This window comes from Falsiroseomonas frigidaquae, from assembly GCF_012163145.1.
Taxonomy (GTDB): domain Bacteria; phylum Pseudomonadota; class Alphaproteobacteria; order Acetobacterales; family Acetobacteraceae; genus Falsiroseomonas; species Falsiroseomonas frigidaquae.
Genome location: NZ_JAAVTX010000002.1, coordinates 69,427 through 88,577 on the forward strand (window position 1 = coordinate 69,427; position 19,151 = coordinate 88,577).

Genomic DNA, 19,151 nt, shown 5'->3' on the forward strand with positions numbered 1-19,151 from the left:
GGAGAAGCAGGATGCGCCGCGACCTGGTGGGATATGGCTTCGACCCGCCGCGGATCGCCTGGCCGGGCGGCGCGCTGCTGGCCGTCTCCCTCGTGGTGAATTACGAGGAAGGGGCGGAGATGGCGGTGGAGGCAGGCGATGCGGAGAATGAGCGCATCGGGGAGGTCATCAGCGTGGTGCCGCCCGGCCGCCGCGACATCGGCCAGGAACAGATTTTTGGTTATGGCCTGCGCGCCGGGCTGCCGCGCTTCCTGGAGGCCTTCGACCGGCATGGGGTGAAGGCCAGCTTCTTCATGTGCGGCCGCGCCGTGGAACGCACCCCGGCGCTGGCGGCGGAGGTGGTGCGGCGCGGGCATGAGGCGGCCAACCATGGCTGGGTCTGGCGCCCGCATGCTGACTACGCGACCGAGGCGGAGGAGGAAGCCGGGCTGCTGCGCGCCACCGCCGCCATCGAGGCCGCGACCGGCGAGCGCCCCGTGGGCTTCTTCTGCCGCGGCAGCGCATCGCCCTGGACGCGCGGGCTGCTGGCCAGGCATGGCTACCGCTACGACAGCAACGCCTTCGACGACGACCTGCCCTATTGGGATGCAGGCATGCTGGTGCTGCCCTATGCGCTGGACTGCAACGACATGAAGTTCTTCCACCCGAACGGCTTCGTGCTGCCCGACCAGTTCGTCGCCTATGCGGAGGCCGCGATGGACCAGTTGATCGAGGAAGGCGCGCGCGGCGTGCCGAAGCTGCTGAATATCGGCCTGCATCTCCGCATCTGCGGCCGCCCCGCCCGCTTCCGCGCGGTGGAGGGCATTCTGCGTGCGCTGAAGGCTCGCGGCGGCGATGTCTGGGTCGCAAGGCGGCGCGATATTGCCGAACACCTGCACCGCACTTTGCCACATGGAGCCACGCCATGATCACCATCGACAACCAGCAGGTCTTCACCGAGACATCGGAGCTGGTGGACCCCGCGCATACCGCGCTGGTGGTGATCGACCCGCAGAACGACTTCTGCGCCGAGGGCGGCATCTTCGCCCGTGCCGGCAAGGACATGTCCGCCTTCCCCGCCGCCATCCAGGCCTGCGCCCGGCTGATGGACCGGGCCCGCGCGGCAGGGGTGCAGGTGTTCTTCATCCAGAACCAGAAGCTGGCGCATGGCCACTCCACCTCCCCCGCCTGGCTGCGCTTCCTCACCGTGCGCAACGGCATCACGGAGGAGCCGGAGGTGTGTCTCGCCGGAAGCTGGGGCGCGGATTTCGTGCCGGAGCTGCAGCCAGCGGGCAGCGACATCGTGGTGCAGAAATGGCGCAGCTCTGCCTTCGTCGGCACCAACCTCGACATGCTGCTGCGCGTGCACCGGATCCGCACCGTGGTGTGCTGCGGCTTCATCACCCAGGGCTGCGTGGAATCCACCGCGCGAGATGCGGGCTTCTACGACTACTACCCGGTGGTGGTGGAGGATGCGGTGGCCAACCACGACCCGGAGCTGCACGCCGCGTCCCTGCTGGTGCAGCGGTCCCGCTACGACGTGTTGCCGAGCGCCGAGATCCTGCCGATCTGGGAGGCCGCGGCGCCGCAACTCGCGCGGTAAGGCCTATGGCTGCGCCACGCCGCTGCCGCAGGACCCGCGCACCACCAGGCGCATCGGCAGGGCCAGCCGCTCCGCCGGCAGGGCCGGATCGGCGATGCGGCGCAGCAGCAGGCGCGTGGCCTCCTGCCCGATGCGGCGCGGGCTGGCCGCCAGGGTGGTGAGGCCAGGCTGGCAGGCGGCCGCTTCCGGCACGTCGCCCACGCCGGTGACTGCCACATCCCGGCCCACCACCAGCCCCCGCTGCTGCAGGCCCACCATGGCCCCGAAGGCGGTGACGTCGTTGCCGCACATCAGCGCGGTGGGGCGCTGCGGCAAGGCGCAGAGTTGCGCCGCGGCCTGCATGCCGCCGAGGCGCGTATTCTCCACCGGCAGGAAATGCGGCCCGGCGAGCCCATGGCGGCGCAGCGCGTCGGTGACGCCGCCGATGCGTTCGCGATTGGCGGAATGCAGCGCCATCCCGCCGGCATAGGCAAAGTGCCGGTGGCCCAGGCGGATCAGATGCTCGGTCAGCAGGCCGAGACCATGCGTGTTCTGCGGCCCGGCATAGTCACCGGCGCTGCCCTCCACGAAGCGCATCACCTGGACCAGCTTCATCCCGGCCTCCGCCAGATGCGCCATGTCCTGCCCGGTGGTGGCCGCGGCCGGGCACAGGATGACGCCATCCACCCGGTGTTCGCGCAGCCGCAGGATCGCGCGCGCCTGGCGTTCCACCACATCCTCCGTCACGGACAGGAAGGCGATGTAGCCGGCGGAATCCAGCGCGGCGCTGACGCCGGCGGTCAGTTCCGCGAAGAACGGGTTATCGATCTGGTTGACCAGCAGGCCGACGGTCTGAGTGCCGGTCGCGCGCATCGTCGCGGCGCCGCGGTTGTACAGGTAGCCCACCGCGGCGAGTGACTGCCGGACCCGCGCCTTGGTCGGCGCCGCGATCAGCGGGCTGTCGCGCAGCACCAGTGAAACCGTCGCCCGGGAAACGCCGGCATGGGCGGCGACGTGCTTCAGCGTGATTCGATCCGACATGCGCCGCAGCCTGCCTCAAGCCGAAGGCCCTTGCCAGTTAGATCGATCTAATGTCTGATCCTCGAAGCCCCGGCACAGGGGCAGGTCGGAGGAACCCAAGGCATGCTTCGAAGGCGATGCGCCACGCGCGCCGGCGCTCCATCGGGCGCCCCCTCCTGCCAGGATGACATGAAGCCGCTCGCCTTCTGGCAGCACCGCACCGGGTGCCGATAAGGAGTCACCGCCATGCGCCTCACGCGTCGCCAAATTCCCGCGCTGCTGCTCGGCAGTGCCGCGCTCGCCCGCCCCGCTCTCGCGCAGGCCGCCTGGCCGAACAAGCCCATCCGCCTGATCGTCGGCTTCGCCCCCGGCGGCGCCACGGACATCATGGCGCGGCTGATCGCGGCACGGATGCAGGTGGAACTGGGCCAGCCCGTGGTGGTGGAAAACCGCGCCGGCGCATCCGGCATCATCGGCACCGAGGTCGCGGCGCGCGCAACGCCGGATGGCTACACGCTGCTGATGGGCTCGATCACCACGCATGCGGTGAACGTGCCGATGTATGGCGCGCGCCTGAGCTATGATCCGGTGCGGGATTTCGCGCCGGTCACGCGGGTCTCGACCGGCTACAACGTGCTGGTGGTGCATCCCTCCGTGCCGGCGAACAGCGTCGCGGAGCTGATCGCGCTGGCCAAGTCGCGGCCGGGCGCGCTCGCCTATGGCCATGGTGGCAACGGCACCTCCACCCATCTGGCGGGCGAGATGTTCAAGGCGCAGGCGGGCATCGACGTGCTGACCGTGCCGTTCCGCAGCACCTCCCCCGCCACGGCCTCGCTGCTCGGCAACGAGATCCAGATGATGTTCGATACCTCGACTTCCGCCCTGCCGCTGGCCCGCAAGGGCAGCGTGCGGCTGCTCGCCACCTGCGCGCCGCAGCGGCGGCCGGCCATGCCCGACGTGCCCGCGGTGGCGGAGACGCTGCCGGGCTTCCAGATGAGCACCTGGAGCGGTGTCTTCGCCCCCGCCGGCACCCCGCCCGAGATCGTCGCGAAGATCGATGTCGCCACGCGCGCCGCGATGCAGGACCCACAGACCGTGGCGCGGTTCGAGCAGCTCGGCAACGAGCCCTTCTATGCCGGGCCCGATGAGTTCGCGGATTTCGTCCGGGCGGAAATCGTCAACTGGACCCGCATCGTTCGCAACGCCGGCATCAGCGCCGAATAGAGGATTGCACGCATGACTGTCGGATTCAGGATCAAGGCCGATTTCACGCGGGTGGATGCCGCCCTCGCGACACGCGCGGTGGCGGTGCCGGCCGCCAACATCGGCGACGTCGTCAACCGCATGCAGTCGATGCGTGGCGGCTTCAAGGCCTATGGCGGGCGCCGAGCCCTGGCCGGCCCGGCGGTGACCGTGCGCGCACGGGCGGGCGACAACCTCATGCTGCATGAGGCGCTGGACCTGGCGCAGCCCGGCGACGTGGTGATCTGCGATGCCGGTGGCGACCTCGGCACCGCGATCATGGGCGACATCATGGCGCGCCACGCGGCCAAGCGCGGGATCGCCGCCATCATCGTCGATGGCGCGGTGCGCGACATCGCCGGGCTGGCGGAACTGCATCTCGGCGTCTGGGCGCGCAGCGTGACGCCCGCGGGGCCGTACAAGGACGGCCCCGGGGAAATCGGCTACCCGGTATCCTGCGGCGGCCTCGTCGTCATGCCGGGCGACCTGATCGCGGCGGATGAGGATGGCATCGTGGTGGTGCCGCGGGAGGATGCCGCGGAGGTGGTCGCCGCCGCCGAGGCGCATGCGCGGAAGGAACATGAGACGATCCGAGGCATCGACGAAGGCCGCGCCGATCGCGCCTGGGTCCGCAAGCTGCTGACCGAGAAGGGCGTCACCCGCATCTGAGCAGGATGGGCAGGCTGGACAGCGGCGCCCGGCGAGGCCAGCAATGCGCCTGGCGATAGGAGAGCCGCATGTCCCGTCTGCGTTTCCGTGTCGGCTATCTCGACCGGCCGATGCACCAGAGCTTCCTCGACACCGCATCCGCCGCGCCGGAGCTTGAGATCATCCGCCTGTCCCTGGCGGATGGGGCGGAGAGCATCCGCGCCGGCCTGGCCAGTTGCCAGGGCTATTACGTGCAGGCGGCGCGGGATGAGTTGCCGCTGGCCTGGCACGCCACGCCGGCGCTGCTCGCCAGCCTGCCGGGGCTGCTCGTCGTCTCCAGCTATGGCGCCGGCTACGACACCGTCGACGTCCCCGCCTGCACCGCGGCCGGCGTTGCCGTGTTGAACCAGGCGGGCGGCAATGCGGAAGGCGTGGCGGAACACGCGGTCGGCATGATGCTGACGCTGCTGAAGCGGATGCCGGAAGCGCAGCAGGCCATGCGTGCCGGCGGCGCCGCGGATCGCGGCGCCTTCATGGGGCGGGAGTTGGCGGGGCGGACGGTTGGGCTGATCGGGCTCGGCCATGTCGGGCGGCGCGTGGCGGAGATCCTGCGCCTGGCCTTCGGCTGCCAGGTGCTGGCCTGCGATCCCTACCTCTCCGCCGCCGATTGCGCCGCGCGCGGCGCCACCAAGGTGGAGTTGCCGGCGCTGCTGGCGGCCAGCGACATCGTCTCCGTCCATTGCCCGCTGGAGGCTGAGACGCGCGGCCTGATCGGCGCGGAAGCCTTCGCCGCGATGCGGCCGGGCGCCATCTTCGTCACCACGGCACGCGGCCATATCCATGACGAGGCCGCCCTGCTCGCCGCGCTGCAATCCGGCCACATCGCCGGCGCCGGGCTGGATGTGTGGGAACGCGAGCCGCCGCCGGCCGACCATCCGCTGCTCGCGCATCCGCGCGTGGTGTCCACGCCGCATACCGCCGGCGTGACGCAGGAAAGCCGCGCCCGCGTCGGCCGCTTCGCTGCGGAGGGTTTCATCGCCGCGGCGCGGGGCGAGGCGTTGCCGCGGCTGGTGAATCCGGAAGTCCTGCCGGGCTACGAACGCCGCCGCGCTCAGCTCGCGATGGCGTAAGCGGGGCGGCGCGGGTCGGCGCCGGCGGCCATCAGGCCGGTTGCCGGATCGGTGCGGATCGCCTCCACGCTGCCGGCGGCATAGGCCCAGTCGGGCCAGGCCTGGATCTCATGCCCCAGCCCGGCCAGCGCGGCGCGCGTTTCGGCCGGGATGCGCGATTCCACGGCCAGCTTGCGCGGGAAATACTCGAAGGGCGCGAAGGAGGAGGGGAAGGCGTAGGTCGCGATACGAGGCGCCTCAATGGCGTCCTGCACCTCCATGCCGAAATGCAGCACGTTCAGCAGCACCTGCAGCATGGACTGCACCTGCACATCGCCGCCCGGCGTGCCGAACGGCATCACCCCGCCATCGGCCAGCACAGCCAGCGCCGGGTTCGGCGTCAGCCGCGGCCGCTTGCCCGGCGCGACGCCGCAGGGATGCGCCGGGTCCGGCCGGCTCTGCGATCCGCGGGCGGAGGGTACGATGCCCAAGCCCGGTACCACCGGCGCATTCCAGGACCCGTCGGAGGGCGTGGCGCTGAAGGCATTGCCCCAGCGATCGACGACGCAGACATAGGAGGTATCGGCCTCCACCTCCGGCGGCTTTTCGACCATCGCCGCGGGAATCTCCGTGCCATTGCCGATCAGCGGCGGCGGCATGTCCGGGCAGGCGGCGTCGGCGCGGAAGGCCTCGGCGCGGGCGGCGACATGGGCGGCGGAGAGCAACTGGTCCAGCGGCACATCGACCATGGCGGGATCGCCGAAATGGTATTCGCGGTCTGCCAGCGCCGCCTTCAGCGCCTCCGCAATCACATGCAGGTAGGCGGCGCTGTTGTGGGCCAGGCCGTCGAGGCCGATGCGTTCCGCCACCAGCAGCGCCTCCAGCAGCGCCGGCCCCTGGCACCAGGGGCCGCAGGTGGAGATGGCATGGCCGCGCCACATGCGCGTCACCGCCGGCTCGATGCGGCTGCGGAAATTCGCCAGATCCTCGCGCGAGAGAAAGCCGCCCTGATCCTGCTGGAAGGCGACGATCTTCGCGGCGATCTCGCCCTTGTAGAAGGCGGCATGCGCGGCGGCGAGGCCGGCGGCGCGGTCGCCACCGGCTGCGGCTTCCTCATCCACCATGTAGGACAGCATGGCGGCGAGGTCCGTCTGCACGAATTTCTCACCGATCGCGGGCGCCTTCCCGCCGGGCAGGTAGATCGCGGCGGTGCTCGGCCAGCGCGCATAGGAGTCGAACTTCTGCACCAGGTTCTTCGCCATGGTCGGGTGCATGGCAAAGCCATCCCGCGCATGGCGGATGGCGGCCGCGGCGACCTCGCCGAAGCTCATGCTGCCGTGGCGTTGCAGCGCGGTGATCCAGGCATCGGGTGCCGCCGGCACCACGGTGCGCAGCACGCCCGGCGGCATCTTGCCCTTGTGCTCGCGCATGAACAGATCGGCCGGCATCGCCATCGGCCAGTGGCCGAGGCCCGCAATCGTCTCGACCTGCCCCGCGGCGGTGCGCAGGATGATCGGCGCGACGCCGGCGACATTGACAATGTCCGACTGCACCACGCCGAGCACGATGCCGGCGGCGACGCCGGCATCAATGGCGTTGCCGCCCGCCTCCAGAACCGCATGGCCCGCGGCGGTGGCCAGGTAATGGCCCGCCGAGACGGCGTGGCGCGTGCCATACAGGGTGGGGCGAAAGGCCATCGCTATTGGGCCGGCCGGGCGTGGACGGCGACCACCTGCTCATCCATCCGCGGCGTATAGGTGATGCCGCGGCGCGTGCCGATGGCGCTCATCTGCACATAGAGCGGGATCTGCGGATACAGCGCCTCCACCTCCGCCATCAATTCGCGCAGCGCCGCCTCGCGCCCATCATCCATGCGCACCATCACCTCCCGGATCTTGCGGTCGATCTCCGGCACGCTGAAGCCGTTGCGGTTGGCGCCGCCCAGGTTCTGCGGCAGGTCGCGCGTGTGGAAGGAGGTGGTGAGCACATAGGACGCATCGCCGGAGGAGAAGGACCGGCCGACGAAATGCATCGGCAGCGTCACCCGCGCCGGGCGGATGCGCGGGAAGAACACCGTGCTGGGCGTGACATCCACCGTCATCTTCAGCCCGGCGCGCGACAGCATCTGGCCCAGCGCCTGGCAGACCCGCGCATCATTCACGTAGCGGTCGTTGGAGCAGGAGATGGTCAGGCCGAAACCATCCGGATAGCCCGCTTCCGTCAGCAGGCGCCGCGCCCCGGCGGGATCACCCGGCGGCACGCGGATAGACGCGTCGTGGCCACCGAAGCCCTCCGGCGTCAGCTGGGCGGAGGGCACCGCCAGCCCTTCCATGATGCGTTCCGTCAGCGCCGTGCGGTCGATCGCCATGGACAGCGCGCGGCGCACCCGCACATCCGAAAGCGGGTTCACCGGCAGCGGCTGGCCATCCGCGCCGACCACCAGCGGCAGCGAATCCGGCGCCACATTGACCGAGAGATACATGATGCGGTCGGTCGGCCGGCTGGCGACATTCACCCGCCCTTCCCGGCGCAGCCGCCCGACATCGCCAAGCGGCACATCCTCGATCAGGTCGTAGTCGCCCGCCAGCAGCCCGGCCAGCCGCGCCGCATCGTTCGAGACGACGCGCACATCCACCTCGCTCCATGCCGGCTGCGTGCCGTAGTAGGTGGCATTCCGCTCCAGCTTCATGCCGGAGGGCGAGACACCGCCAACCACGCGGAACGGCCCGGTGCCGATGGCGGCGCGGCCGGCGTTGAAATCCTGCGGCACGGCGGTTGCCGCCGCGCGGTGGGAAACGATGAAGACGTTGGTGAGCTGGCCCGGAATTGTCGGGTTGGGAACGGAGGTGTGCAGCCGCACCGTCAGCGGATCGACGATCTCGACGCGGTCGATCGTCCGCAGGTTGATCGTGTAGGGGCCGATATTGCCCGGCACGTTGGGGATGCGGGCGATGGAGAAGGCGATGTCTTCCGCCGTGAAGGGCGAGCCATCATGGAAGGTGACGCCGGGCCGCAGCTTCAGTTCCCAGATGGTCGGCTCCACCGCGCGCCAGGACTGCACCGCGCCGGGCACCTGGCGGCTGTTCTCGTCGCGGCTGATCACCGTGTCGTAGATGTGCCGAGCGGCCGCCATGTTCGGGCCGTTGAAGAAGAAATGCGGGTCGAGCCCGAAGGTGGATTGCACCGCCATGGTCAGCGTCTGCGCGCCGGCGGGTGCCGCGGCCAGCGGCAGGCACACGGCGCCAAGGGCGAGCAGCCGGCGCAGGGTCTTGCGGACAGGCATGGTCATTCAACTCCTGTCTTGACACGCCAGCCATCCAGCCGGTCGCGCAGTTGATAGGCCGTGCCGACGATCGGCATGAACCAAGGGTTCCCCGTATAAAGCGGACGGGTTTCGAAGGGCAGCCGCGCGAAGGCGGAGACGCGGTTGGAGCCGCCGAGGATCTGCTGCGCCGCGACGCGGCCGAAATGCGTCATGCCGACCACGCCGCTGCCATTGCAGGCCAATGCATAATGCACGCCATCCTGGATGCCGACATGCGGCATCATGTCGAAGGCGAAGGCGACATTGCCCTTCCAGCCATGCGTGATGCGAACGCCCACCAGGTCCGGAATCAGGTCCACCAGGAAGCGGTGCAGTGTCGCCGCCGCGAGCTTCGGGTCGGTCTGCACGAAGCTGGCGCGGCCGCCGAACAGGATGCGGCGATGATCCGGGGATGGTCGGAAGTAGTAGAGGATCTTCTTGGTGTCGCCATAGACGCGCAGCTTCGGCAGCGCGCGGCGCACACGTTCCTCGCCCAGCTCCTCCGTCGCGATCATGTAGCTCGCCACCGGGATCAGCCGGCGCTGGAACCAGGGCGTGGCGGCGCCGGTATAGCCGTTGGTCGCCAGCATCAGGTGCTTCGCGTGCAGGCGGCCCTTGCTGGTCTCCAGAACGAAGCTGCCATCCGCCTGCCGCGCATAGCCTTGCAGCGCGACACCGGAGGCGAGCGTCGCGCCATGCCGCGCTGCGGCCTGGGCGAGCGACCGGACATATTTCGCCGGATGCAGCCCGCCGGCGCGCAGCATCACCAGCCCGCCATGATACTTCTCCGTCGCGATCTCCGCCGCCACGCCGTCGCGCGGCACGACGAAGGCTTCCTCCGCGCCCGCGGCCTCGTTCAGCAATTCGGCGCGGCGCTTCAGCCCCTCCATCGCCTTCGCCGCATGGGCGCCGACGAAGCGGCCGCTGCGGGTGAAGTCGCAGTCGAGCGATTCACGCTCGATCAGCGCGGCGAAATCCTCGAAGGCCGCCTCGCCCTCCTCCGCCATCTCGGCGACGAAGCGGGCGCCGAAGGCCTCCTTCAGATCGGCCCGCACCTTGCCGAGGCTGCCCGCGCCGGACAGCGCGCCGCCATTGCGGGAGGATGCGCCCCAGCCGATCGTCTCGCGGTCCAGCACCAGCGCCTTCACGCCGTTGCGGCCGAGCTCCAGCGCGGTGGACAGGCCGGCGATGCCGCCGCCTATGATGACGACCTCGGCCGTCTCCGGCAGCGCGGCCTGACTTTCGGCGGGCGGCGCCGCCTCCCACCAATAGGGGGTGTCCTGGAAACCCGGGGCGAAGATGGCATCACTCATCCGGCGGAGGCTCGCATGAAGCGTGCCCCGCGGCCCATATGAATCGGTTATGCGGTATGCGCGGCGACCCGGTCGCGCACCGCGCGCGCCGCCTCCCGGATACATTGCGCCAGCGTGGCGCGGCCGAAATTGTCGCGCACTGCCTCCGGCCAGATCAAGCGATAGTCGAAGGTCACCGCCGGCTCGAAGGGCCGCAGCACGATGCCCCGGCCGAGGAAGGTGGCGACGGCGAAGGCATCGGCAAGGGTGATGCCGGTGCCGGCGGCGGCCAGCGCGACGGCGCCGGTCGCCATGCGGCATTCCACAGCCTCCCGCACCCTGGCGCCGCTGCTGCGCAAGGCGTCCTCCACCAGCCCCTGCCGCCCCTCCTCCCGCGACAGGGCGATGAAGGCCTCGCCATCCAGATCGGTCGCTCGCACCACGGCGCGGCGCGCCAGGCGGTGGCCCTTCGGCAGCACGCAGAAGGCGCGGCTGCGCATCAGCAGGGAGGAGCGCACGCCCGGAATGCTTGGCGCGGCGATGGTCACGCCGAGATCGGCCTGGCGGGAGGCGACCAGCCCCAGCACGCCGCCCGCCGTGCGGGAATGGATGGACAGCGTCTCCGCCCGCCCGCCCGCGCGCCAGGCGGCGACAGCTTCCGGCAGCACGGAGAGGGTGATGGTCGGCAGCGCCGCGATCACCACGCGGCGCGGCGCGCCGGCCCGCAGGCGCTCGGCCAGCGCGCCGAGCTCCTCGACGCCGGTGAAGATGCGCTCGGTTTCCTCATGCAGCGCCTGCGCCGCCGGGGTCGGCACCAGGCGGCCGCGCACACGCTCGAACAGTGGAAAGCCGGCGATGGTCTCGGTCTGCGCCAGAAGCCGGCTGATGGCGGGCTGGGAGACGCCGAGCAGCGCGCCCGCGCCGGTGACGGTGCCGCTGCGCATGATGGCGCGGAATGCCTCGAGATGCCGGAATTCGAGGGCGATGCGGGCCATGGCCGCCAAGCCTCCGCGCTGGGGTGCGAACCGTCAAGGCTCGACAGGCGCAAGCACCCGCTTTACCCCTGGCCGGGAGGAGACATGCAAGATGGCGCAAGAGGCAGGGCCGAAGAGCCCGCACGTGCCCGTTCGCGAAGCCTGGCTGGCGCAGCACCGGGAGCCGATCCTGGAGCCGTCGCTGCCGGTGATCGACCCGCACCACCATCTGTGGGACGACCACCGCGGGCGCTACCTGGCGGAGGAGCTGTCCGCCGATGTCGGCGCCGGCCACAATATCCTGGCCACCGTCTTCATCGAATGCCGCGCCATGTGGCGCCAGACGGGGCCGGAGGCGCTGCGCCCGGTCGGCGAGACGGAATTCGTTGCCGATATCGCCGCGCGCCACCAGGGCCCCACCCGGCTTGCCGCCGGCATCGTCGCTCATGCCGAGCTGCGGCTGGGCGATGCGGTGGCGGAGGTGCTGGAAGCCCATGCGGCGGCGGCCGGCGGAAGGCTGCGCGGCATCCGCCACATCTCGGCGCATGACGCCGATCCGGCGGTGCAGAGCACCTCCGTCCCGCCCCCCGCCGGGCTGCTGGGCGATGCGGCCTTCCGACGCGGCTTCGCGCAGCTCGCGCGGCACGGGCTGAGCTTCGATGCCTGGCTGTACCACACGCAGCTGCACGAATTGCTCGACCTGGCGCGTGCCTTCCCCGAGACCACCATCGTGCTGGACCATGTCGGCGGCCCGATCGGCGTCGCCCGCTATGCGACGATGCGGGCGGAGGTCGCGGCCCATTGGCGCGCCGGCATCACGGCGCTGGCGGCCTGCCCGAATGTGGTGGTGAAGCTCGGCGGGCTGGGCATGCGGGTGGGCGGCTTCAACCTGCATGAACCGGCGCTACCGCCAACTTCCGAACAGCTCGCTTCGCTGTTCCGGCCCTGGATCGAGCCCTGCATCCAGGCCTTCGGCCCGGCGCGCTGCATGTTCGAGAGCAATTTCCCGGTGGACAAGGGCTGCTGCGACTACGCCGTGCTGTGGAACGCCTTCAAGCGCATGAGCACCGGCTTCAACCCGGCGGAACGCGCCGCGCTCTTCGCCGGCACGGCGGCCCGCATCTACCGGCTGAACATGGAGGAGACACCGCGATGAATGGCGCCGAATGGCTGGCCCGCAGCCTCAAGGCCTCCGGCCAGACGCATTTCTTCTTCGTCGATGCGGTGCTGCGCCGCACGCTGCTGGAGATGGAGCGCGTTGGCGTGCAGCCGGTGCTGGCGCATACGGAAAAGGCCGCCGCCTATATGGCCGATGCCTATGGCCGCATCTCCGGCCGGCCCGGCGTGGTGGCGGCGCAATCGGTGGGGGCGGCAAACCTGGCGGCCGGGCTGCAGGATGCCTGGCTGGGCCGCAGCCCGGTGCTGGCGCTGACCGGGCACAAGCCGCTCGATCACCAGCATCGCAACGCCTATCAGGAAGTGCCGCATGCGCCGCTGTTTGCGCCCGTCACGCGGCATGCGGCGCAGGTGGATGAGGCGGCCGACCTGCCACGGCAATTCCGCCAGGCCTGGGCCGCTGCCACCAGCGCGCCACCCCGCCCCGTGCATCTGGACCTGAAGGGGCTGATGGGAGAGTTCGTCGAGGTCAGTGAGACCACGGCCGAGCCCGCGGCGCTGGATGCGTGGACGGCACCGCGCCACCGCCCGGTGGCGGATGCCACTGACCTGCGCGCCGCCGCCGCCGCGTTGCGCGCCACCGCCCGCATCGCCATCGTGGCCGGGGACGGCGCGGCCCTGTCCGGCTGCGGGGCGGAGCTGCTTGCCCTGGCACGGCTGCTGCGGGCGCCCGTCGCCACCTCGCTCGGTGCGCGCGGGCTGATCGACACGCGGGACCCGCATGCCATCGGCGTTGTCGGCAGCTATTCGGCGCCGCCCGCCAACCGCATCATCCATGCGGCGGAGCTGGTGCTGTTCATCGGCTGCGATACCGGGGACCAGCTTACCCATGCCTGGCGCATCCCGGCCCCTGGCACGCGCATCGTCCAGATCGACGCCGACCCGCTGGAATTCGAACGCAGCTACGCGACGGAGGTCGCCCTGCTCGGCGACCCGCGCGCCACGCTGGCGGCGCTGCTGACCGAACTCGGCGAACCGCTGCGGGACGGCACCCTGCTGGCGGAGGCGCAGGCGGCGATGGCGGAATGGCGTGCCGCCATGGCGCCGCGCCTGGCCAGCGAGGCCACGGCGATCGACCCGGCGCGGCTGGCGGCCGAGATCACCCGCGCACTGCCGGCGGATGGCATCCTGGTGGCCGATACCGGCTATTCCGGCATCTGGACCGGCACGCTGATCGACCTGGCGCCGGGCCAGACCTACCTCCGCGCCGCGGGCTCGCTCGGCTGGGCCTTCCCGGCCGCGCTGGGGGCCAAATGCGCGGCGCCGGGGCGCAAGGTGGTGTGCTGGTCCGGCGACGGCGCGCTGTACTACCACCTGACGGAGCTGGAGACGGCGAAGCGGCGCGGCATCGCGGTGGTGCTGGTGGTGAACAACAATTCGGGCTTCGGCCAGGGCTGGCCGAACTACCTGAAGCAGGCCGGCAACCGCCCGGTGGCGGCGGAACAGGTGCTGCGCTTCGGGCCGACGGATTTCGCGGCCCTCGCCGGCCAGTTCGGCCTGTGCGGCATCCGCGTGGAACGCCCGGGCGACATTGCCGCAGCTCTGGCCGAGGCGCTGGCGGCGGAGGAGACGGTGGTGGTGGATGTGGCGACCGACATCGACTGCCGCGCACCGGAGCCCTGGGCTCCATAGACCGGGGCGCCATAGACCGGGGCGCCATAGACCGGGGCGCTATAAACGGGGGGGCCGCCGTCGCCTGGGAAGCCCGGAAAGGTCAGTCGCCGCGCCGGGCCAGCGGCACGGCGATCCGGCAGACCAGCCCCTCGGCCCGCCAGTCCAGCGACACCTGGCCGCCGAGTTGCCCGCACAGCGTCGCCTCCAGCACGCGGGACCCGAAGCCGCGCCGCGCCGGCGCGCCATCCAGCGTCGGACCACCTGTCTCGGACCATTCGAGGTGCAGCCGGCCGGGCGCGTCGCCGGTAACGTGCCAGGCCACCCGAACCCGCCCCGACAGGGTGGAGAGCGCGCCATGCTTCACGGCATTGGTGGCCAGTTCATGGATCGCCATGGCCAGCGCCTGCGCCAGCGCCGGCGTCAACGCCACGGCCGGGCCTTCCAGCGTCGCGCGCTGGTCGCCGGCGAAGGGGGCGATCTCGCCCTGCAGTAGCAGGCCCAGCATGGCGCCGTTCCACTGGTTTTCCGCCAGCAGCGTCTGCGTGCGGGCCAGCGCCGCGACCCGCCCCTCGATGGCGCGGATATAGGAGGGCAGGTCCGCCGCCTTGGTCAGGCGCAGGGCCGCCTGCACCACCGCCAGCACGTTCTTCGCGCGGTGGTCCACTTCGCGCGCCAGCAGCGCCTGGCGTTCCGCCACCTGGCGGCTCTCAGTGATGTCGCGCGCAATGCCGGCCAGGGTCAGCGGCTCCCCGTGCGGGTCGGTCTCCACCACCGCCCCTCGGGACGCCATCCAGCGCCACCCGCCTTCCGGCCGCGGCACGCGGAATTCGGCCTCGTAGCCGGCGCTGCGGCGTTCAAGAACGGCGCGCAGCCGGGCCTCGACCATCGGGCGGTCATCCGGATGAACCGGCGACAGCCAGGTGGCCAGGGTGAAATCCTTTGCCGGGACGCCGGGAAAATCGTTGGCGAACAGGCCTTTGCGCGCCCCCCGGTCGCGGCGGATGTCGTATTCCCAGGTGCCGAAGCCAGCCGCCTCCAGCGCCAGTCGCAGCCGCGCCTCGCTGGCCCGCAACGCCGTCGTGACCCTCTTGCGATCGGTGATGTCGATATGCGCGCCATAGGTCATGTTGCGCCCGCCGACCTCCACGCCCACCACGCGTACCAGCACATCCCGGATGGCGCCGTTGCGGAGCCGGTGCTCCGCCTCGAATTCCTGCGCGCCGTTGCTCAGGCGGCCCTGCCGGCCACGGGCGCGCATCGCCTCGGGATCGACCATCGTGTCGATGTCGCCGATTGCGAGGCGCAGGAACTCGGCACGGCTGTAGCCGTAGTCGTCGCAGGCACGCTGGTTGACGTCCAGGATGTCATGCGTCGCCGGATCGATGACGATGATCGCGAAGGGCGCGGCATCGAACAGGGCGCGATGCTGCGCCTCGCTCTCGCGGGCCTTCGCCTCGGCGTGGCGCAGGTCGGAGATGTCCATGTTGACGCCGTGGACGCGAAGCGGCTGCCCCACCTCATCCCGCACCATGACGCCGCGCGCCAGGATCCAGCGCGTCCCGGCATCCGGCAGCGTGATGCGGAACTCGACCTGCATCGGGCCAGTCTCCGCCATCAGGCCGGCGAGCTGCGCCTCGACCAGGCCGCGATCCTCCGGATGGACGCGCTCCAGCCAGGCGGCGAAAAGGCTTTCGGGCGGCGTGGCCGGGTCAAGGTCATGCAGGCGGAACATCTCGGGCGACCAGTCGACGCGGCCGCTCGCCAGGTCCAATTCGAAGATGCCGATGCCCCCCGCCTCCTGCGCGAGGCGGAGGCGCTCCTCGCTCACCCGCAGGTCGGTCGCGGTCTGCCGCAGCGTCGTGACATCCGTCACGCTCTCCGCCACCGCCACCGGGCGGCCCGCCGCATTCCGCCGCAGCGACTTCTGCACAGCGACGATGCAGGGCGTGCCGTCCCGCCGCAGCTGGCGCAGGTCGCCCTGCCACTGCCCCTCCTCCAGCAGCGCCGCCTCCACCGCGGCCTGGGGCACGGGGAAGCGTGAGGCCAGCAGCGTGTGGACAAGGCGGCCCTCCGCCTCCGCCGCTGTCCAGCCATAGAGACGCTCACAGCCGGCGGACCAGAAGCGGATCGTGCCGTCGAGGTCACGCACCAGCACCGCGGCGAGGTCCAGCGTCGCCACCAGGTCGCGCAGCCGGTCCTCGCCTTCGCGCCGTGCCGCCTCGGCATGGCGGATGTCGGTCACGTCGATATTGATGCCGACCATGCCGAGGAAGCGGCCATCGGTGCCGAAGCGCGGCTTCGCCTCGGTCCGCAGCAGGCGATAGCCACCGGCGGCGTGGCGGTAGCGCCCCTCCGCGACGAAGGGCGCCTGATCGCGCATGCCGGCGGCGAAGGGCCCACCCACGGCCGCCACATCCTCCGGGTGCAGGATCTGGCTCCATGCGAAGGTGGCAAGGCCATCGGCGGCTACGCCCCAGAAGTCGCGCAGCGCGCGGTTGAGGAAGACGCAGCTTCCCTGGTCGTCGCCGATCCACAGCATCGCCGGGGCGTCCTCCGCCACCTCGAGGAACAATGCGTCCTCATGCGGCCGGGCGAAGCGGGGAGCCGGGAGGGGCGGCGCCGAATTCGGGGGAGGCCCGGACCGGCCGTCCTCGGCCTCCGCCAGCAGGCGCAACGCGGCGCGTACGACCTCGCTGGAACTACGAAACCGGCCGGAGGCAACGCGGGCATCGATGAAGGCATCGAGCTGTGTCGTCAGGGAAACGTTTCTGGTCCGGCGGGTTACCATTGGCGTTATTTCACGCTGCTCAACCTCTGTGTCAATCTTTGTCACAGTCGAGCCCGCCTCGGTTACAGTGCGGCGCCCCTGTCCACATCAGCCTGAAGGGTTCGTGACATGCGTATCTGCATCTTCGGCGCCGGCGCAATCGGCGGTTTCATTGCCGCCTACATGGCGCGCGCCGGCATCGATGTTTCCATCGTCGCCCGCGGCTCGCACCTCGCCGCCATCCGCGCCCGCGGGCTGACGGTGGAAACGCGCGACGAGACCTTCACCGTGCAGGTCCGTGCCAGCGAGGATCCGGCCGATCTCGGGGTGCAGGACGGTGTCTTCGTCACCGTGAAGGCGCCGTCCCTGCCCAGCGTTGCCGGGCTGATCGGACCGCTGCTGGCGCCGGATACGCCGGTAACCTTCCTGACCAATGGCGTGCCGTGGTGGTACTTCCACGGACATGGCGGCGCCTGGGATGGGCGACGCCTGCCAACCCTCGACCCCGGCGACGTGCTGTGGTCCGCCATCGGGCCGCGCCGGCTGGTGGGCGGCATCGCCTGGCCCGCCAGTTCGGTGCCGCAGCCTGGCGTGGTGCGGCTGACCGATCCGCGCAGCCGGCCCACCATCCTCGGCGCGCCGGATGGCAGCATCTCGCCCGGCGCCGTGCTGTTGCAGCAGGCGCTGGAGAGGGCCGGCCTGCCGGTGCAGGTGGAGACCCGCATCCGCGACCGGATCTGGGAGAAGCTGGCCTTCAACCTCAGCGCCGGTCCGCTCTGCGTGCTGACGGAAACGCCGGTGCGATCGACGCATGAGGAGCCGGTGCTGATCGAGGCGTCGCGCCGCGTGCTGGCGGAGACGGCGGAGCTGATCGCCGCACTCGGCTGCCAGGCGGAGATCGATGTGGAGCGCATCGTCGGCATCAACATGCACCTCGGCCATCGCCCGAGCGTGCTGCAGGACCTGCAGGCCAGCCGGCCGATGGAGATCGACGCGCTGTACAACGTGCCGCTGCAACTGGCCGCGCTGACCGGCGTGCGGATGCCGACGCTGGAGATGCTGGCGGCGCTGATCCGGGTGAAGGCGCGCGCCCTGGGCCTGTAGGCTACGCCTCGTAGCGGTTGGGCGGCACCGGCAGGCCGAGATGATCGCGCAGCGTGGTGCCGGTGTAGTCCTGCCGGAACAGGCCGCGCCGCTGCAATTCGGGCACCACCATGTCCACGAACTGCTCCAGCGGCAGTGGGTAGTGCGGCGACAGCAGGGTGAAGCCGTCGCAGGCGCCCTGCTCCACCCAATGCTGCATGGTGTCCACGATGCGCGCGGGCGTGCCGACCAGCAGGTGGTGGCCGAGCGAGGTCGCCAGGTAGCGCGCGGTCTGGATGATGGAGAGGTTGTCCCGCTTCGCCTTGTCCATCAGATGCCGCTGCCGCGCCTGCGCCGCATTGCTGAGTGGCAGCGGCGGCAGCGGCGCGTCCGGCGGCAGGGCGAAGATATCGAGGTCGCCGCAGAGCCGCGCCAGCAGCCGCATGGCGTTCTCGTCCGACATCAGGCCCTGCAGGTCGCGGTACTTGGCCTGGGCCTCCTCCTCCGTCGCGCCGATGATGGTCATCAGCCCGGGCATGACCTTTACATGTGCCGGATCGCGCCCGTGCTTTCGGGCGCGCGCCTTGAGGTCGCGATAGAAGGCCTGCGCCTCCGCCAGGTCGCTTTGCGCGGTGAAGACGAGGTCCGCGGTGCGTGCCGCGAGTTCCATGCCGGGACCGGAAGATCCGGCCTGGGTCACCACGGGCCGCCCCTGCGGGCAGCGCGCCACGTTCAGCGGGCCGCGCACCCGAAAATGCTTGCCGACATGATCCTGGAAATGGATCTTCGTGGGGTCGATGTAGTTGCCGCTGTCCTTGTCGCGGATCAGCGCACCCTCGCCGAAGCTGTCCCACAGCGCGGCCACCACGTCGTAGAATTCCTCGGCGCGTTCATAGCGCTCGGCGTGCAGCATGTGGTGGTCGGCGCCGAAATTGCCGGCCTCGTCCTCGATCTGCGAGGTCACCAGGTTCCAGCCGGCGCGGCCATTGCTGATGTGGTCGATGGAGGCGAAGCGGCGCGCGATGTTGTAGGGCTCGTTATAGGTGGTGGTGGCGGTCGCGATCAGGCCGATGCGCTGCGTCACCACGGCCAGCGCCGCCAGCAGCGTGGTGGGTTCCAGATAGGCGGTGCGCCCCTGGCCCGGTCGGTAGCGGCTGACGCCATCCAGCGCGCCGCTGCCATTCACCGCGACGGTGTCCTGGAAGAAGATCGTGTCCATCTTGCCGCGCTCCGCCGCCTGCGCGATGCGGACATATTGTGCGAACTCCATGTCGCATTCGGTGATGGCGTCCGGGTGGCGCCATCCGGCGGAATGGCTGCCCGGCGTGAACAGGAAGGCGGCGAGGTGCATCATGGGGTCG

At 70.7% G+C, this 19,151-nt stretch carries 15 protein-coding genes; 8 read left to right on the top strand and 7 right to left on the bottom strand.

The features are described from left to right. The first annotated feature begins 11 nt into the window (after positions 1-11). The gene (locus tag HB662_RS04800; protein ID WP_168047759.1) at positions 12-908 is read left to right on the top strand and encodes a polysaccharide deacetylase family protein; all 897 of its coding nucleotides are present in this window, start codon (positions 12-14) and stop codon (positions 906-908) included. Then, a complete protein-coding gene (locus HB662_RS04805) occupies positions 905-1,582 on the top strand; it encodes a cysteine hydrolase family protein (protein ID WP_168047761.1) in 678 nt (225 codons plus the stop codon). The genes HB662_RS04800 and HB662_RS04805 overlap by 4 nt, the downstream gene beginning before the upstream one ends. Positions 1,583-1,585: 3 nt before the next feature. Here the strand turns inward: HB662_RS04805 and HB662_RS04810 are convergent, their stop codons facing one another. Continuing rightward, positions 1,586-2,602, bottom strand: a complete 1,017-nt coding sequence (locus tag HB662_RS04810; RefSeq protein WP_168047763.1) for a LacI family DNA-binding transcriptional regulator — start codon at positions 2,600-2,602, stop codon at positions 1,586-1,588. A gap of 225 nt (positions 2,603-2,827) precedes the next feature. On the opposite strand from HB662_RS04810, the gene HB662_RS04815 reads away from it, so the two are divergent. The 3 genes from HB662_RS04815 (at position 2,828) to HB662_RS04825 (ending at position 5,601) form a co-directional block, all read left to right on the top strand. Beyond that, complete coding sequence (locus HB662_RS04815) at positions 2,828-3,805, top strand: Bug family tripartite tricarboxylate transporter substrate binding protein (protein ID WP_168047765.1); 978 nt, start codon at positions 2,828-2,830, stop codon at positions 3,803-3,805. Positions 3,806-3,817: 12 nt separating this feature from the next. Continuing rightward, positions 3,818-4,492 (top strand): RraA family protein, encoded by a 675-nt coding sequence (locus tag HB662_RS04820; RefSeq protein ID WP_168047767.1) that lies wholly within the window; start codon positions 3,818-3,820, stop codon positions 4,490-4,492. Positions 4,493-4,560: 68 nt separating this feature from the next. Then, positions 4,561-5,601, top strand: a complete 1,041-nt coding sequence (locus HB662_RS04825) for a hydroxyacid dehydrogenase (RefSeq protein ID WP_245185460.1) — start codon at positions 4,561-4,563, stop codon at positions 5,599-5,601. Here HB662_RS04825 and HB662_RS04830 read toward each other — a convergent pair. Genes HB662_RS04830 through HB662_RS04845 form a run of 4 tightly spaced genes read right to left on the bottom strand, consistent with a single transcriptional unit; the run spans position 5,583 to position 11,171 of the window. After that, entirely contained in the window at positions 5,583-7,277 is a 1,695-nt protein-coding gene (locus HB662_RS04830; RefSeq protein ID WP_168047769.1) for a gamma-glutamyltransferase family protein, read from the bottom strand. The two genes, HB662_RS04825 and HB662_RS04830, sit on opposite strands and share 19 nt — an antisense overlap. 2 nt (positions 7,278-7,279) lie before the next feature. After that, complete coding sequence (locus tag HB662_RS04835; RefSeq protein WP_168047771.1) at positions 7,280-8,869, bottom strand: ABC transporter substrate-binding protein; 1,590 nt, start codon at positions 8,867-8,869, stop codon at positions 7,280-7,282. Further along, positions 8,866-10,197 carry an NAD(P)/FAD-dependent oxidoreductase gene (locus HB662_RS04840; RefSeq protein ID WP_168047773.1) on the bottom strand — a complete coding sequence of 444 codons (1,332 nt, stop codon included), beginning with the start codon at positions 10,195-10,197 and terminating at the stop codon, positions 8,866-8,868. Before HB662_RS04840 ends, HB662_RS04835 begins: the two co-directional genes overlap by 4 nt. A gap of 47 nt (positions 10,198-10,244) precedes the next feature. Then, on the bottom strand, positions 10,245-11,171 hold the full coding sequence (locus HB662_RS04845) for a LysR substrate-binding domain-containing protein (RefSeq protein WP_168047775.1): 927 nt from the start codon (positions 11,169-11,171) through the stop codon (positions 10,245-10,247). A 91-nt stretch (positions 11,172-11,262) separates the two neighbouring features. On the opposite strand from HB662_RS04845, the gene HB662_RS04850 reads away from it, so the two are divergent. Then, positions 11,263-12,306, top strand: coding sequence for an amidohydrolase family protein (locus HB662_RS04850; RefSeq protein WP_168047777.1), 1,044 nt, complete (start codon positions 11,263-11,265; stop codon positions 12,304-12,306). Beyond that, entirely contained in the window at positions 12,303-13,958 is a 1,656-nt protein-coding gene (locus HB662_RS04855; protein ID WP_168047779.1) for a thiamine pyrophosphate-binding protein, read from the top strand. The genes HB662_RS04850 and HB662_RS04855 overlap by 4 nt, the downstream gene beginning before the upstream one ends. Positions 13,959-14,040: 82 nt before the next feature. On the opposite strand, the gene HB662_RS04860 is transcribed toward HB662_RS04855, so the two are convergent. Next, positions 14,041-16,728 (bottom strand): type II toxin-antitoxin system ParD family antitoxin, encoded by a 2,688-nt coding sequence (locus tag HB662_RS04860; protein WP_168047781.1) that lies wholly within the window; start codon positions 16,726-16,728, stop codon positions 14,041-14,043. Between the two features lie 108 nt (positions 16,729-16,836). Here HB662_RS04860 and HB662_RS04865 point away from each other — a divergent pair, with 108 nt between their 5' ends. Then, on the top strand, positions 16,837-17,811 hold the full coding sequence (locus HB662_RS04865; RefSeq protein ID WP_168047783.1) for a ketopantoate reductase family protein: 975 nt from the start codon (positions 16,837-16,839) through the stop codon (positions 17,809-17,811). A gap of 1 nt (position 17,812) precedes the next feature. Here the strand turns inward: HB662_RS04865 and HB662_RS04870 are convergent, their stop codons facing one another. Further along, the gene (locus HB662_RS04870) at positions 17,813-19,144 is read right to left on the bottom strand and encodes an LLM class flavin-dependent oxidoreductase (RefSeq protein WP_168047785.1); all 1,332 of its coding nucleotides are present in this window, start codon (positions 19,142-19,144) and stop codon (positions 17,813-17,815) included. Positions 19,145-19,151: the final 7 nt, after the last annotated feature.